This is a genomic window from Leeuwenhoekiella palythoae, assembly GCF_020310025.1.
GTDB lineage: Bacteria > Bacteroidota > Bacteroidia > Flavobacteriales > Flavobacteriaceae > Leeuwenhoekiella > Leeuwenhoekiella palythoae.
In genome coordinates this window covers 1843857-1860345 of the sequence record NZ_CP084318.1, presented here as the reverse complement: position 1 = coordinate 1860345, position 16489 = coordinate 1843857, and the positions used below count along the sequence as shown (strand labels likewise).

General features: G+C 40.8%; 10 protein-coding genes. 1 reads left to right on the top strand and 9 read right to left on the bottom strand.

Translation table 11 applies throughout. The annotated features are described in order from the left end of the window. Positions 1-18 precede the first annotated feature (18 nt). The 3 genes from LDL79_RS07885 to LDL79_RS07875 all read right to left on the bottom strand — a co-directional run bounded on the left by LDL79_RS07885 (position 19) and on the right by LDL79_RS07875 (position 5218). Positions 19-402, bottom strand: a complete 384-nt coding sequence (locus tag LDL79_RS07885; RefSeq protein WP_072981122.1) for a TraR/DksA family transcriptional regulator — start codon at positions 400-402, stop codon at positions 19-21. Between the two features lie 6 nt (positions 403-408). After that, a complete protein-coding gene (gene ileS / locus LDL79_RS07880; RefSeq protein ID WP_225599827.1) occupies positions 409-3819 on the bottom strand; it encodes an isoleucine--tRNA ligase in 3411 nt (1136 codons plus the stop codon). A gap of 100 nt (positions 3820-3919) precedes the next feature. Next, the gene (locus LDL79_RS07875; RefSeq protein ID WP_225599826.1) at positions 3920-5218 is read right to left on the bottom strand and encodes a serine hydrolase domain-containing protein; all 1299 of its coding nucleotides are present in this window, start codon (positions 5216-5218) and stop codon (positions 3920-3922) included. Between the two features lie 297 nt (positions 5219-5515). On the opposite strand from LDL79_RS07875, the gene LDL79_RS07870 reads away from it, so the two are divergent. After that, a complete protein-coding gene (locus tag LDL79_RS07870; protein ID WP_225599825.1) occupies positions 5516-8062 on the top strand; it encodes a cyclic nucleotide-binding domain-containing protein in 2547 nt (848 codons plus the stop codon). Between the two features lie 18 nt (positions 8063-8080). Here the strand turns inward: LDL79_RS07870 and LDL79_RS07865 are convergent, their stop codons facing one another. The 6 genes from LDL79_RS07865 to gdhA form a co-directional block, all read right to left on the bottom strand. Next, a complete protein-coding gene (locus LDL79_RS07865) occupies positions 8081-8836 on the bottom strand; it encodes a hypothetical protein (protein WP_225599824.1) in 756 nt (251 codons plus the stop codon). Between the two features lie 40 nt (positions 8837-8876). Beyond that, positions 8877-9536, bottom strand: a complete 660-nt coding sequence (locus LDL79_RS07860) for an imm11 family protein (protein WP_225599823.1) — start codon at positions 9534-9536, stop codon at positions 8877-8879. 5 nt (positions 9537-9541) lie between these two features. Then, on the bottom strand, positions 9542-11947 hold the full coding sequence (locus tag LDL79_RS07855) for a TonB-dependent receptor plug domain-containing protein (RefSeq protein ID WP_225599822.1): 2406 nt from the start codon (positions 11945-11947) through the stop codon (positions 9542-9544). Positions 11948-11955: 8 nt separating this feature from the next. Beyond that, positions 11956-12672 carry a DNA repair protein RecO gene (recO, locus tag LDL79_RS07850; protein ID WP_225599821.1) on the bottom strand — a complete coding sequence of 239 codons (717 nt, stop codon included), beginning with the start codon at positions 12670-12672 and terminating at the stop codon, positions 11956-11958. Next, entirely contained in the window at positions 12672-14945 is a 2274-nt protein-coding gene (gene porZ, locus LDL79_RS07845) for a type IX secretion system anionic LPS delivery protein PorZ (protein ID WP_225599820.1), read from the bottom strand. The genes recO and porZ overlap by 1 nt, the downstream gene beginning before the upstream one ends. A 116-nt stretch (positions 14946-15061) precedes the next feature. Then, positions 15062-16405, bottom strand: coding sequence for an NADP-specific glutamate dehydrogenase (gdhA, locus tag LDL79_RS07840; protein ID WP_225599819.1), 1344 nt, complete (start codon positions 16403-16405; stop codon positions 15062-15064). Positions 16406-16489: the final 84 nt, after the last annotated feature.

Sequence of the window (16489 nt, the reverse complement as noted above, 5' to 3'; positions counted from 1 at the left end):
AAACAATGATGACGTGTCTTATTTCTGCATGTTCTTTGCCTCAATGCTCAATGTAGCGTGAGGAACTAGCTTTAAACGCTCCTTATTGATAAGTTTACCGGTAACGCGGCAAATACCATAAGTTTTGTTCTGTATGCGGTTTAACGCGTTCTTTAAGTCACGTATAAATTTTTCTTGACGGATGGCGAGCGCAGAATTTGCTTCTTTACTCATAGTCTCACTACCTTCTTCAAAAGCTTTAAAAGTAGGTGAAGTATCATCAGTACCGTTATTACCATCATTCATATAAGCACTTTTAATAAGGTCAAGATCATTTTGCGCCTTATCTATTTTCTGCTGAATGATCACGCGAAATTCTTCTAATTCTGCATCGCTGTAACGTTCTTTAGTGTCTGTCGCCATTGTTGTTTACTGTTTTTTTATAGCCAGCTTTGTTTCTACATCATCAAATGCTATGGCTATACCGTTAGTAACTTGCTCTGCAACGTCGAGTTTTGCGGTGAGCGTTTCCCTTTTAATATATTCTAAGTTGTCGTTAACGGCTTGCTCGACCTTACCGTCACGTTGTAATTGTACTTCAATTTTATCAGTAACCTCAAATCCAGAATCTTTTCTCAAATTCTGAATTCTGTTTACTAATTCTCTTGCGATACCTTCTTTTTTCAATTCGTCTGTCAAAGTAACGTCTAACGCAACGGTGAGTGAGCCGCTGCTTGCAACTAACCACCCCTCAATGTCTTGTGAAGTGATTTCTACGTCTTCGGGCGCCAAAGTAACACTTTTTCCATTAATGTCCACAGTGATTTCGCCCTCATTTTCAATTGTTGAGATGTCTTGAGCGCTCATCGCGTTTATAGCGTTTGCCACCACTTTCATATCTCGACCAAAACGCGGCCCCAGCACTTTAAAGTTCGGTTTGATATTTTTGACCAAAATACCTGATGCGTCATCGATTAACTCGATCTCTTTCACGTTGACTTCTGATTTGATCAAATCTTGTACCGCAATAATTTCCTCGCGTTGCGCTTCATCAAGCACCGGAATCATAATACGCTGTAACGGCTGGCGCACTTTTATCTTTTCTTTAGCGCGAAGCGAAAGCGTTAACGATGAGATCGTTTGTGCTTTCTGCATTTTATGCTCTAAAGTCGTATCTATAAACGCGGTATTGCTTTCAGGAAAATCTGAAAGGTGTACGCTTTCTGCAGCTTCCTTGTTGGTTAATCCATTCAAGTCCTTATACAAACGATCCATAAAGAATGGCGCCACAGGAGCTCCCAGCTTTGCAACAGTTACCAGACATTGATATAGGGTTTGATACGCCGAAATCTTATCGTGTGCGTACTCGCCTTTCCAGTAACGGCGACGACTTAAACGCACAAACCAGTTACTTAGATTTTCTTGAACGAAGTCTGAAATTGCACGTGTAGCTTTAGTAGGCTCATAGTCTGAATAAAACTTCTCTACCTGCGCAATCAAGGTATGCAATTCTGAAAGAATCCAGCGGTCGATTTCCGGTCTGTCTTTCCATTCTATATCTGCTTCAGCATAGGTGAAATTATCCAGATTCGCATACAGCGAAAAGAACGAGTAGGTGTTATACAAGGTTCCGAAGAACTTACGCTGAATCTCTGTAATCCCGTCTAGATCAAACTTAAGGTTATCCCAAGGATTCGCATTACTGATCATATACCAGCGCGTCGCATCAGGACCAAAGGTATTCAGCGTCGTAAACGGATCTACCGCATTACCCAAACGCTTAGACATCTTCTGGCCGTTCTTGTCTAAAACAAGTCCGTTTGAAACTACGTTTTTATACGCAACATCGTCAAAAGTCATCGTTGCGATGGCGTGCAGCGTATAGAACCAACCGCGGGTCTGGTCAACTCCTTCTGCGATAAAGTCGGCTTTACGCCAGGTTTCTTCAACCATTTCTTTATTCTCAAAAGGGTAGTGCCATTGCGCATACGGCATACTTCCGCTATCAAACCACACGTCAATCAAATCTGCTTCACGACGCATTGGTTTACCGCTTGGCGAAACCAGTTTGATCTCATCAACCACATTTTTATGCAGGTCGATCAAGTCATAATTGGCTTCGCTCATATCACCCGGCACAAAATCAGCAAATGGATCGCTGTCCATGACACCGGCTTCAACAGCTTCTGCTATTTTTTCTTTTAGTTCGGAAACCGAACCAATGATGATTTCTTCTTTACCATCCTCAGTTCTCCAGATTGGTAATGGAATCCCCCAATAACGCGAACGCGATAAATTCCAATCGTTGGCATTGGCTAACCAGTTACCAAAACGGCCTTCACCGGTTGCTTTTGGTTTCCAGTTGATGCCTAGATTCAACTCGTGCATACGGTCACGCACATCGGTTACTTTGATGAACCAGGAATCTAAAGGATAGTATAAAATAGGTTTATCGGTACGCCAGCAGTTTGGATAACTGTGTACATACTTTTCAACCTTAAAAGCTTTATTTTCTTCTTTGAGTTTGATCGCGATTTCAACATCTACACTCTTCTCAGGTGCTTCTCCTTCATCGTAATACTCGTTTTTCACATACTTACCACCAAACTCTTTCAGTTCAGGACGGAAACGCCCTTGCAAGTCAACAAGCGGCACCAAATTACCGTTCTCATCTTTAACCAACATCGGCGGAATTTGAGGTTCGGCTTGTTTAGCCACCATCGCATCATCTGCACCAAAGGTTGGTGAGGTATGAACGATACCCGTACCGTCTTCGGTAGTTACGAAGTCTCCTGCGATCACGCGATACGCATCCTGCGGATTGTCGTGCGGCTGTACATAATCGATCACCGGTTCATATCGTAATTCTAATAATTCGCTTCCTTTAAATTCAGAAAGGATTTGATATGGAATCTTTTTATCTGCTTCACTGAAGTTTGCAAAATCTTCCTCATTTTCAGCAGCAAAGAATTTCTTAGTAAACTGTTTTCCAACCAAAGCTTTCGCGCAAACCACCTGAATTGGCTCAAACGTATATTGGTTGAAGGTTTTTACTAAAACATAATCAATCTTCTTACCAACCGTCAAGGCCGTGTTTGAAGGCAAGGTCCACGGAGTGGTCGTCCAGGCCATCAAGTATTTTGATCCGTCAAAAGCAGCAAGCGGAGAAGCTTTATAGGTTTCATCCTCAACCACCTTAAACTGCGCGGTTACCGTAGTATCCGTAACATCCTGATACGTCCCGGGTTGGTTGAGTTCGTGCGAACTTAAACCGGTACCGGCTTTTGGTGAATAAGGCTGTATCGTATAGCCTTTGTAAATAAGGCCTTGGTTGTAAATATTTTTAAGCAGCCACCATACCGTTTCCATGTATTTTGGCTTGTAGGTGATATAGGGATCTTCCATATCTACCCAATATCCCATCTGCTCGGTAAGGTTGTTCCACACATCAGTGTAGCGCATTACCGCATTTTTACAGGCTTCGTTGTATTCTGAAACGCTGATCTTGGTCCCGATATCTTCTTTGGTAATGCCCAATTCTTTCTCCACACCAAGTTCTACCGGAAGTCCGTGGGTATCCCAACCGGCCTTACGTTTTACCTGCTTTCCTTTCTGGGTTTGAAAACGGCAAAAAATATCTTTGATCGCACGCGCCATAACATGGTGAATACCAGGCATTCCGTTTGCAGATGGCGGACCTTCAAAAAAGATATAAGGTTCATTGCCTTCACGCGTAGAAATACTTTTTTCAAATATGTCGTTTTCCTTCCAATAGGCTAAAATTTCTTCAGCTACTTTTGGCAGGTCAAGTCCTTTATATTCAGGGAACTTTGTGCTCATGATATGCGTTTTCTAATAAGTGTGCAAAATTACGGAATTTAGATTAGAAAAAAACCTATAAAAAGAATGCCTTAACATAGCGATAATTTCAGTCTTCATCCTACTTGGTTAATTGTAACTCTTGATAAAAAACGTGCATCAATCGTGGCCGCACATTAAGATCATAAATGGCAGTATGTGTGCGTGTGGGGTACACCCGATTTGAAAGAAAAACAAAAACCAATTCGTGCTCCGGATCTGCCCACACAAAGGTTCCTGTAAAACCGCTGTGACCAAAGCTAGATGCACTCACCTCTGGATTAGGGTAGGAATCGGGCAGGGCTTTTTCAGCATTATTAAGATAGGGCTTGTCAAAACCCAGACCACGACGGTTATCATTCTCAGGGTATTGCACCCGTGTAAATTCTTTCAAAGTCGCTTCAGAAATATATCTTTTGTTGTTATAAACACCCATATTCATATACATCTGAATCAATTTTGCCAAATCTTCTGCGGTGGCAAACAGCCCGGCATTTCCAGAAACACCACCCAACAAACTTGCATTTTCATCGTGTACCCAGCCTTTAACATAAGCCTTTCGGTAAACCGAATCTTCTTCGGTGGGAATGATACGTGATTCAGGAAAGTGATGCTTTTCAGGATTAAACATTATGTTCTCTGCGCCTAGCGGAGTATAAAAATTTCCCTGTACATACTGCTCGTAAGGAACGCCGGTTAGGTTTTCTACAAGTTGTGGATAGAGCAAAAAGGTTAGGCCCGAGTATTTATATTTTTTCTCCTCGGAAACTTCAGAGCGATTGATCTTTCTATACATTTTACGCACAAAACGCTTGTTAAGAAAAAGTCCGTTATAGGTTTCTACAGAAAATCTTCGGGATTTTTCCGAACGCACAAAACGGCGCTTGAAGCTTCCATCTTCTTTTAGAATATCATTCAAAAAAACGATATACGACTCTAAACCGGCTTGATGTGCCAGTATTTCTCTTAGCGTTAAATCCCTTTTATCCTTTCGGCGTTTCCAAGGTTTCCAAAAGGTGCTGAATTTCTCATCTAGATCAAGTTTTCCTTCATCAACCAGTTTCATAATCGCGGGTAAGGCGGCGGTAACTTTAGTAACCGAAGCCAAATCATAAAGATCACCCGGCGCTACCTTTTGAACGCTGTCATAGGTATGAAATCCATAGGTTTTATTAAAAATGATGCTTCCGCTTTTTGCAACCAAAAGTGTTGCTCCGGGAAACGCCTTTGCTTCGATCGCTTGATTCATAATCGAGTCTACCCGAGCGTCAATAATTGCATTTGTGACCGGTTGATTATCTAAAGGCGCTGTAAAAGTTCGATTTTGAGCCAGGGCTCCAATCGTAAAACACAACAGCATAAAAGTCGTAAACGTATTCATAGAAAGAGTCAGATCCCTGGGAGCATTTAGTTGAAAATGTTAAAAAAAAATTGAGGCAAACCTCACGCTAATCGATCTCGATTGTTGCGTAAAATAATTACGATCTAAAATATTCAATCTCGACTTCACAAGCGACAATTTCTTGTATTTATATGGAAGACATCGCGGTATTTATCAAAATAAAAATTCTAGATATCTAAAATTTACAATTTCATAAAAATGCCGCGAGAACGTCCGACTGCGATCGGTTTTTAAGCATAATGCGATAATTTGTAAAGACTTAAAACCCGATGCCTTTTGAAAACGCTCACCGCCCCTAAAATTTCGCTAGATCTTTTACAAGAAGTTTTGCCTACCGGCCAACTCGTTACACACCATAAAGGTGATACGCTTTGTACGATTCATAAAAAAGTAAAGCATCTTTTCTGGCTCATTGACGGAAATCTGGATTTTTATACGCAACAACAAAATCCGCAACAAGAAATACAAGTAGCGCATTGCGAAATTCCTTTTACCACTCTGGGTTGGAATGGATTTTTTACTCCTGAACGTTATACCTTTAGCGCAAAAATTGCCAGTGATCAGGCGTGTTTTTATAAAGTGCCTTTAAAAGATTTTAAAGCGGATATTCCTCAAGTTAACAGCTTGCTTCTCACTATTGGTCAAAACAATTATCACTTGCTCAAAAATGCCTTGTGCAAACAGGCTTCGCTTTTACAACCACGTAATTTTCAAATCCCGAAAGACGAACATTATTATGTAAATGCATCTATCGAGAAATCTGAGATCGTTCAATTGATGCGGCGCTCCCCGTTTCTTGATCAGTTTTCTGAACTGCATTTAGGCAAACTCGCAAAACTTGCGCAACGCCGCGACTATGAACCTAACGAAATTATTTATGCGCAAGACAACGCTTCAGAGGGTTTGTACATTTTGATTCACGGCGAGGTGGCCATCAAGCGTATAAAAGGTAAAGTAGATGTCAGTCAGCGAAGCATCTCTAATTCCGGATTTATTTTTGGCTGGTCTTCCCTGCTCAACCTTCCTGATATTTGCAACGCCATAACTACTGAAAAAACAGCGGTGTATTTTATCAATCACTTGGATTTGCACCAACTTCTGGAGGAAGATGACCGACTCAAAAAACGCTTTTATCACCGCCTCATTTGGCTTATTGGCAATCAAATCAACGCAGCGTTTATTAGGTATACTTCGCTTTTAGGTAAGCACAGCATTGATGCGGTGTATCAATTGATCGAAAATAACCGCTCGCGGCTTACCGTAAATTCGGGATTGCATTCGGTATTTCATTTGTTGAAAGATCAAACCACCAAAGCGCTTGCGTATGAAACCTTACAAAATTTAGTAACGCAAGGCTCAAGCTTAGAGCGACATATCGCATCGCTGAGTCTCGAGTTCTTAAAACACGATCGGCGTGAACATCAGTTTAAAAATGCGTTGCGTAACATTTATGAGGCGGTCGCCGAAAACAATCCTGAAACCAGTGCGCAACACAAACGCAAAGCTTGTGCGCAAGCCACACGTGAAGCGTTAAAACAGGTTATGGTGCACGTGGAAGGTTTAGAGAATCTACCTGAAGACTCCGGGCATATTTTTATTTACAACCACTTATTGAATCATCCATTTTACACACTGAATAATCAATTTCAGATCACTTTAGACTCTCATTTTATCAGCGTTTTACTTGATGATAAATACGGTGAGCCCGGTATACGCACGGTGCGCATCGCGCAAGGTCAGGAATACGGACATCAAAATTATTATGAAAATCTAGGCTACATTAACGTGTACACCAAAGAATCTGAACTGCCGGAAGCCGCTGCTAAAACCAGCAATCGCAGTATTTTTTATACGGCTGCAAGCGAATTCTTAAAAAACAAAAAGAATCTCATCATCAGTCCGGAAGGTACTTCGTACACTTCTGAAGAATCTCCCGGAGCTTTTAAAACGGGCGCCTTTAACCTCGCTCTAAATCTCAAAACCGAACCGCTTATCGTCCCGATCGTTTTGGTGAATTTTGATAAACGCATCAACGATACGTTGTTTTACTGCAACATCCTGAAGCCTTTTAAAATGAGTGATCACGTGGCTAAAAACGATCCTATTTTGGTCAAAGCTTTTGTAGAAGACTATCAAAAAAAGTATGCCGACTATGTGGCCGAAGCTCGCGAAAAAGTAAAAAGGTTGATGACCAGTAATTTTTCGGCGGTGCCGGAAGAAGAACCACCGGTAATGTGGGCCAACGAGATCAAACGCCTGCGTCGTCGTGTTGAAAAACTGAAAAATCAAGAGGACTTGTACGTTTTCTACGGAAGTTCTTCGGTGCGGTTGTGGGTGCATATGCAAGAAGATCTTGCGCCCATGTACACATTAAACTTGGGATTTGGTGGCTCTACGTATGCTTGGTGTTTGCAATATTTTGAGGAAATCTTTCAAGATGTGAATCCATCGAAGCTTATTTTGTATGCCGGAGAAAACGACATTACCCAAGGCCGCACACCACTTGAAGTTTTAGCTGACTTTAAAGAACTTATCAAAGCGGTAAAGGCAAAATATCCTAAGGTTCCCCTGGCGGTGATCAGCTTAAAACCCAGCGTAGAACGAGCGCATCTCATCCCGCAATTTATGGAGCTTAACGAACTGCTTTCAGAATATGTGATCACCGGCTTGGATGCGCAGTTCATTAACGTATTCTCACAAATGATCTCGCTAGACGACAAACCCAACCCTGAACTGTATATGTCAGACGGCTTGCACCTCAACAAAAAAGGTTATGCGATCTGGAGTGAGGTGATCAAACAAGCATTGCAAAAGCCGGTTTAGTAGGAAAGAGATACGCCCCTATCGGTATTCATAGAATTTATATTCAGTGTATTTTAAATTTTTTGATCCTTCATTGTATTGTCGAATGTAAAGAGGAAAAAAATCTTTTAAGTATTCTCGCTCTTGAAAGACAGGGTGATAAGCTAGTTTTATTTCTTCTGTAGCATAAAGCTCCATCATTTGATTGGTGAAATTATGATGCAATACAATTTTATAACAATCAAAACCTAGAATTGTTTTTCTATCTGTTTTATCAATTTCTTGAATGTCATAACTACTTTCAAAATCAGTGATCAATTTTCGACTGCTTTGATTAAAGTATGCATAGTTAAATTCAGTTAGTACCAAACTGTCTCTACTAATTTTAGATATTTTTGAAATACCTGAGGTTACCGTAGAGTCAGTTTCAAAATCATTTGAAACAGCGAACCGTATAAGGTGCTTTGGCATTACTAAAAAATGGAAACTTAATTTTTTTACATAAGGTTTTGTTCCCGGATATACCGCAGGAGGAGGCAAAGGTGGCCCCGGCATATTAAGCACAGAATTACCCTCAAGATCTTTCCACGTTGCATCTTTCATCGCCAAACTGTCTTTTTTCGCCTGAGCATTAGACAAGTCTATAAATTCTTGAGTCAAGACATGATATCGTTTAATAACTAAATGACGATTATCCAGTTCTTTAGTCTTATCTGCTTGGGCGTATAATCCCTGCAAAGAAAGGATTAAAAGAGTAAAACCTATTTGACATGCAAACCTGTAAATGCTAATCATACAATTTCGTTTTAAAAAATATGCTGTTAAATAAAACTATTTAATAGCTAATAATAAATTTTTCAAAAGGCTTTATCTCCGTTCCCGTTATAGAATTTTCCTTAATTAACTTCTTAAAAGATTCACTTATTAAAACTTTATGCTCTATAAAAGCTGTTTTATAAATATCATATTTCGGAAATTTATCATTCATTACGATTATTCCAATTTTCTTTATAGTCTTTGCCTCACGGGTTAGCATCTCCTTTCTATTTTCTTCTATTGAGATTGCAGGTATAGTTCTCTTAAGTGAAAAATTATCGTCTATTCTTAACACTTTACCATAAGATTTATCCTTATCAATACAGTCCCAAAAATCATCAATTATAAAATGAAACCAGTAATAAGTAAAGGATAAATCTTCTTGAAAAACATTTATAGGGTAAAATTTATGTTTGGGCAGCTTAGTTTTCTCCAAAATAAATTTCATTTTCTCACTAACAATCATACCAAACGGCACCAAGGAAGAGTCTAAATAGTCTGTAATAATAGACTCTTGATGAAGCCTTAAATCAAGTCTAGGAGTAAAATCAGGAAAACGGTTCTGTTTTATACTAAAAATGCCCTCTTTCCTCGGATTATAACCTTCTTCATATTTAGCTTGTGGATAATGCCCTATGACTTTTTGATTGTCAGTCATTTCAATTTTGTAATATTTCATAACAATCAAAATGTATACTTCAACGCCATAATCAGATTACGCCCCGCTGCTGAAATTCCTGAAGAATAGGGACGGTAGCGTTGATCTGTGATGTTTTCTAGAGCGGCAGTTGCTTTCCAGTTTTGAGCGATCTGGTATTCACTATATACATTCAAAGTGTACCAGCGCGGTGAGTACGGATTTCCGTCAGCATCCAGCGCGTACAAATAGGCATTACCCTGTTGCGATGGGGCGAGTTCGTCATAATCAAATTGCCCATTATATTCGGCTGAAGCGTCAAACTTCCAGCGTTTCATACGGTATATAAGGTGCGTATTTCCAAAGAGTGGTGCCGCGTGTCTCAACGGCGCATCACTGCCATCATCTTCTTCCTGACTACCCTCGGTAACTGTTACCTGAGAGGTGAGTTTAATGTTTTTGGTAAATAAATATTCTAAACCGGCTTCAACGCCATACACCTCAGCACTTGCAGCATTTTGAATTGCCTGTACATTACTCGGCTCGCCTTGATAATCTACGGTTGTCTCCCCGTTTAGACTAAAATCACGACGCACAAGTGCATTGTTCAAATGCGTGTAATAGGTTGCCACATCCAGACGTAACTTTTCATCAATACGCCACGCGGCACCCAACTCGGCATTACAGGCATATTCTGCTTTAAGATCGGGATTAGGCACCACCACAGAACCGGGTTCGCTATCAAAGATTTTCCCGATATCATCAATATTAGGCGCTCTAAATGCTGTGCCCAGATTCAGTTTGAGATTGAAATTTTCTGCCGTTTGCCAATTCAAGCCAGCGTTTCCGGTGAAGTTTCCAAAGCTTACATCAGCCTTTTCAAACGGAAAATCATAAAAAGTATCGTCAAAAGTGGCATCGATCAATATATGATTGTACCGCACGCCTGTTTGCAAGGTTAAACTTTCAGCCAAGTTAAATTGTCCACTTAAATAAGCTGCCAATGATTGCCAGCTGGAATCATCAGGGTATCGAGTTGCGGTTGCTGCCTGAGCACCGGTATTGATATCAGTTTGCTTTCCGTAGGAGCCAATTTTGTTATACACGTATTCTAGCCCATAAAACAACTGATTTGAGCCCATTATCTTAGTGAAATCAAGATCTAAAGAATAGGCGTTCACCTGCTCTTGCGTGGTAAATAAGGTAGTTGCTCCAAAATCACGATCGTTTCTACTTTCTTCAAAATATTGAATTGCCGCAGTAAGCTTGGCATCATCATAAAAATCGCCGTTTCCTTTTTTATCGATTTGAAGATTTCCCATAAACCACAATTGCGGACCGTAATACCATTCAGCAGAACGCAGCTGCCCGTTTCTGGTTCGCGTAAGCCTGTCGTATCGCGCGTAATCTGAAGTATTGCTGTAATGCAACCCAAGATTAAAATCCCAAATACTGTTGGGCATATAGCGCACTTTTTGGGTAAGGTTGATCATATCAAAACCGGTAGGCGTTTGCATATTAGGATCGTCATTTTCTACCACCGTATCCACACCGTTTTGTGTCACCACATATTCGGGACGCAGGTAATCTTCAGGGCCGTGACTTCCCATACGTAGATCTTCAAAATCAGAATAGCTTACACTAGTTAAAAACGCCCACTTTTTAGCACCGATATTAAAATCAACGTGACCTGTTTTTTCATTATTTGCAGTAGCATATCGGGTAAGCGCCATTCCTGAGAATGCGGTACCTTCTTCAAAAGAAAAGGCCGGTTTTTTAGTATAAAAATTCATCACACCGCCAACCGCGTCACTACCATACACCACAGATCCAGGACCTAAAATAACTTCGGTTTGATCTATCGTAAAGGGGTCAATATTAATCACATTCTGAAGGTTTCCTGATCGAAAAATCGCCGTATTCATACGCACACCATCTACCGTCAACAACAATCGATTTGTTGAAAAACCACGTATCATAGGGCTACCGCCACCCAACTGACTCTTTTGAACAAAAACCTGCCCACTCTGACTTAGAAAGTCTGCCGCTGTTTGCGGATTTTTAAGTTCGACATCTTCAGCATCCAGACTTACTATTTTCTGAGCGATATCTTTAGACTCCTGCTCAAATTTTGACACCGAAAGCACCACCTCGTTAAGTTGGTTCTCGTTATCATCCAGATACACCACATTCCCTTCAGCAACGATTGCCGCTTTTGTAGTTTTTAAAGTGATGTGGGATACGTGCGTGATAAAAATAGTTTCAGATTTTGTGAAGGCCGACACATCTGCATTTCCGGCATCATCACTTACTACATAGGTTGACTTTGAGGTATTGTAGAGCGCGGCATTGGCTACCGGCGCTTGGGTGTCATTATCCAGCAGTTTGATCGTTTGGGCGTGAAGGGTCAACGAAAAAACACAAAAAAGCAACAAAGTAAGGGGTAATCTCATAAATGTGGTTAGTTAAATAATGCGGTTAGCACCGCAAGTGACTTTGGTTTTTTAAAGCCGTGTAAATGTAATTCATAATACGCGAGCAGCATATTTACAAAGTCTGCGCGGCGTTTTTGGTTCAGTTTTACTGTAGCAAGTGCATCAAAATTTATACCCAACAGCTGTTTGAGCGTATGTAAATTTTCTTCGGAAATACTGTAAAAACTTTCAACAGGTTCAAATATTCCGGTTTCCAAGTTGAAGTGTGCGTGATGCAACTCTGAAGTATCCGGATAAAAACCTAAATATTTGGTCAATTCTAACAGAAACAACAGATGAAAATTGGCTGTTTGTTCGTGCAGATCAAACCATAAAAATGCGTGTTCTAAAAAGGCATAGAGCGCTCGATTCTCTTCTTCCTCTTGAATGGCGTTCCGCAGCATTTCTGAAAGAAAAAGCACCACACTGGACTTCAAAACATCAGTATGTAAACTTAGATAAGGTTGAATCACTTTCGCCTCACGTATACTTTCGAGCGCGCCTTTATCTTTATGCACCGCAACCAGCTCTAACTGACTTGCAGGCTGAAACATCGCCGTGCGCAGTTTGCCTTTTTTTGATTTTAAAATACGTCTTAGAATGTACGATTTGAGTCCGGCTTCTTCTGTAAAACAGCGCACAATAAGATCTGCTTCTCCGTACTTAATTGCCGAAATCACGATGGCTTTTGTAGTTACCAGCATCAGCGAATGATCATAAGTTTGACAATTTTAGTCTCCACGGCATCTTCGGCGGTGATCAATATAAAATAGACTCCCGAAGCCACTCGATATCTTCCAAAAGCGGTTGTATCCCATTGAATGCTTCCGCCTTCTGAGACTTCCTCATAGACTAAATTCCCGTTTAAATCAGTGATTTTCACATTGGCGTTTTCGGTTAAACCATCAATGGTTACACTGCCGGTAAATGAGGGGCGCACCGGGTTAGGAAAAACCCGAGCATTTTCTAAAGTTTCCTGTGGTGCAACCGCACTTCCCGAAAAAGAAACCAAGCCCAAAGGCGTTGCAAAAAACACCTCTCCTGATTCTTCATCAATGCTTATGTCCTGAATATTATTTGAAGGAAGTGGCGAATTTGTTGTACTAAATTGTTGTAAGGTTTCCTGACCATTAGCGCTAAAGTAAAACACACCGCTAGATACGGTCCCCACCCACTTATTATTATTTCCGTCAACGGCAATGGCCCGAATAACTTGGTCGTTAAGCAATTCTACAGTGCTTCCTGATTCTTCAATGATGATGGGTTGCGTTTGAATTTCGGCATTTTCAAACATCTGCGCCGGACTAAAAAGTCGTCTAAGTCCTAAGCTGGTACCAATCCATAACGCGCCATTATTATCAACCGCAAGCGACTGCACATTATCTGACGGTAAGTTAGATCGCTCAGCATTGAGCAACCTGAAGCTATCCGCATCCGGATCGTAACCAACGAGACCTCGATTTGAAGAACCAAAATAAATATTTCCTAACCTACCAATCACTAATTCTGAATAGCCATTTACCGCATCAAAATCCGGCAAAATAGAAGCTATGGAGATCCCATCAATTTGATTCCCCGATTTGCGTGCGAGTGCATTTTCGACCAAACTATTAGTCATCCATAAAACTCCATTTCGGTCATAAGCGGCTCCGTTTATACGTACATCACTTGGTGCAAAAGGAATATCACTCAAGCCACTGTTAGTCTCATCATACAGTTGCAAGGGCACTTCTTCAACGATTTCAAGAAGGCCAGCATTAAACGAACTCATAAAAACCTGAGTATTGTCCTCGGGATTATAGGTAATGTTAGTGATACTATTAGTTTCCAAAAGCGCCTCAAAAGGAAGGTTATACCAACCGGAATCTACCACAAAATGGCTCAGTCCGCGCTGCTTTAAAGGAAATGGATTATAAGTATCTGAATAATCGCCGTACGCTACCCAAAGTTGACCCGGAGCAGCTTCAATAGTAAACGGATCATTGCGCAATGGACCATCGGGCAACACCTGAAGCGCTGTCGTTGTATTTGCGGTTGAAGAAATTAAAAGACCGTTAGCTTCAGTGCCTAAATAGATTTGACCCTGAGAAGTAAATGCCGAAGTATAGCTGCCAGGATAATCAGCAAGAGCAGCCACTGTTGTCGTCAAATTCCCTGATACATCATAGATCACAATTTGACTATCTAAACTTATCGTAAGCGCATCTTCTGAAGCTAAAAACGAAACCGGAAGCCGGTCTAACGTGGTTTGTGAATTAAAGCTAGTTCCGTCAAAACGCTGTAGGCTTTGATTGCTTTTTACGCCCCAAAGTGCATTGCCAAAAGTGTGAATCCCTTCCCAACCGGTAGGATCTAGGGTTTCCCAATTTTGAAAATCAATTAGATTATCATCGGCTGCCAGTGCACGTCGCAGTCCGCCATTAGGTGAGGCCGCATAAATGTACTCCTCAAAAATAGCAGTTTGTTTGATGTTTAGGCGCGCTCCGTTATTTCCTATAAAATACGAGTCATCAAATTCTAAACGCGAAAGATCAAATAGCGAAATCCCAAAACTTGTAGCGATGTACAGCGTGTTGTTGTATTCATCAAAACTGTTAATCGTTTTTTCTGAAGGAAGAATCGCCGGTTTGTCTCGAATAGCGACCAGAGTGGTAACGCTTTCATCCGGTAATACAACATCTATAAGCCCCGAAGTGTAACCCACAAATAAAATGCCGGTAGCTCCACTGAAATGTATAGCGCTAATCGCTTCCCCCGAAAGCCCTTGAATAGTGCTGTACAACTGTGTTTCATTAGTGTTCAGATCGTAACTAAACACCGAATTCTGCGCAGCTGCAAAGATCTTGTCATTAGCCTCTGCAAGTGCGGTAATCTGATTATACGAAAAATAAGCTGTCCACGCTTCTGAATACTCCTGAGCAAATGCACAGCATATATTTAATAGGAAGAGAAGTAAGTATAGATTCTTTTTGAACATAAACAGCGCACAAGTCTTGTGCTAAAAATACAATATAAGGCGCAGTATGTTTATAAAAAAAGGCTTCGGTTGTACACCGAAGCCTATGGCTAAATCTTCTATATAATTTTCAACCTTTACACAATTCCTTGTGCAAGCATCGCTTCGGCAACCTTAACAAAACCGGCGATATTTGCTCCTTTTACATAATCTACAAAGCCATCTTCCTGCTTACCATATTCTACACACGCGTTGTGAATATCGTACATAATTTCGTGCAGTTTTTTATCTACTTGCTCGGCAGACCAGTTATAGCGCATACTGTTTTGAGACATCTCAAGACCAGAAGTCGCTACACCACCTGCGTTAGACGCTTTACCCGGAGAGAATAAAATCTTATTCTCTAAGAACACAGCAACAGCATCTGGAGTACAAGGCATATTTGCACCTTCTCCCACAGCCATCACGCCGTTTTCAACGAGCAGCTCAGCATCTTCTTTCTCTAATTCGTTTTGCGTAGCACAAGGTAATGCGATATCACACTTGATTCCCCAAGGTGCTTTACCCTCGTGAAATTCTGCTTCAGGATACTTCTCAATATACTCTTTGATACGGCCGCGACGCTCATTTTTGAGCTCCATTACAAAAGCAAGTTTTTCTTTATCAATACCGGCCTCATCATAAATAAATCCGTCAGAGTCAGAAAGCGTCACCACTTTTGCATCAAGTTGGGTTGCTTTTTCTGCAGCGTATTGCGCAACGTTTCCAGATCCTGAGATCACGATGGTTTTTCCCGCAAGTTTTTCGCCAACATTATTCAACATATATTTTGTAAAATACACGTTACCATAACCTGTTGCCTCAGGACGAATCTTAGAACCGCCGTAAGACAATCCTTTTCCGGTAAGAATTCCTGTAAATTCGTTTTTGATGCGCTTGTACTGACCAAACATATAACCAATTTCACGACCACCAACTCCAATGTCACCAGCAGGCACATCAGTATTAGGACCAATATGACGATATAATTCAGTCATAAAGCTTTGGCAAAAACGCATTACTTCAGCATCGCTTTTTCCTCGCGGATTGAAGTCAGAACCTCCTTTACCACCACCCATAGGAAGTGAGGTAAGGCTGTTTTTGAAGACTTGCTCAAAACCTAAAAACTTAAGAATACTCAAGTTAACCGAAGGATGAAAACGCAAACCACCCTTGTAAGGACCAATAGCCGAATTAAATTCGATACGATATCCTTTATTGATCTGAGTTTCTCCCTGATCATCAACCCAAGGCACTCTGAACAAGATCGCGCGCTCTGGCTCAACCATACGCTCCAGAAGCTTTTTGCCCTGGTATCTAGGATTATTTTCTATAAATGGAATAACAGTTTCTGCGACTTCCTGTACTGCCTGAATGAATTCCGGCTCGTTTGGATTAGCTTTCTCAACAGAATCAACAAAATTTTTAATGCTATCTGTCATTATATGATTTTTTGAATTTATAATTTTTAACATACGAAAACGATGCAAATATATGATATTAATAAAAAATGGTATGTTATTTTT

Excerpts from the sequence above, each read along its gene's own strand:
- LDL79_RS07860 (WP_225599823.1), bottom strand. The coding sequence starts at position 9,536 with ATGAAATATTACAAAATTGAAATGACTGACAATCAAAAAGTCATAGGG.
- LDL79_RS07855 (WP_225599822.1), bottom strand. The coding sequence starts at position 11,947 with ATGAGATTACCCCTTACTTTGTTGCTTTTTTGTGTTTTTTCGTTGACC.
- porZ (WP_225599820.1), bottom strand. The coding sequence starts at position 14,945 with ATGTTCAAAAAGAATCTATACTTACTTCTCTTCCTATTAAATATATGC.
- LDL79_RS07875 (WP_225599826.1), bottom strand. The coding sequence starts at position 5,218 with ATGAATACGTTTACGACTTTTATGCTGTTGTGTTTTACGATTGGAGCC.
- LDL79_RS07885 (WP_072981122.1), bottom strand. The coding sequence starts at position 402 with ATGGCGACAGACACTAAAGAACGTTACAGCGATGCAGAATTAGAAGAA.
- ileS (WP_225599827.1), bottom strand. The coding sequence starts at position 3,819 with ATGAGCACAAAGTTCCCTGAATATAAAGGACTTGACCTGCCAAAAGTA.
- LDL79_RS07865 (WP_225599824.1), bottom strand. The coding sequence starts at position 8,836 with ATGATTAGCATTTACAGGTTTGCATGTCAAATAGGTTTTACTCTTTTA.
- gdhA (WP_225599819.1), bottom strand. The coding sequence starts at position 16,405 with ATGACAGATAGCATTAAAAATTTTGTTGATTCTGTTGAGAAAGCTAAT.
- recO (WP_225599821.1), bottom strand. The coding sequence starts at position 12,672 with ATGCTGGTAACTACAAAAGCCATCGTGATTTCGGCAATTAAGTACGGA.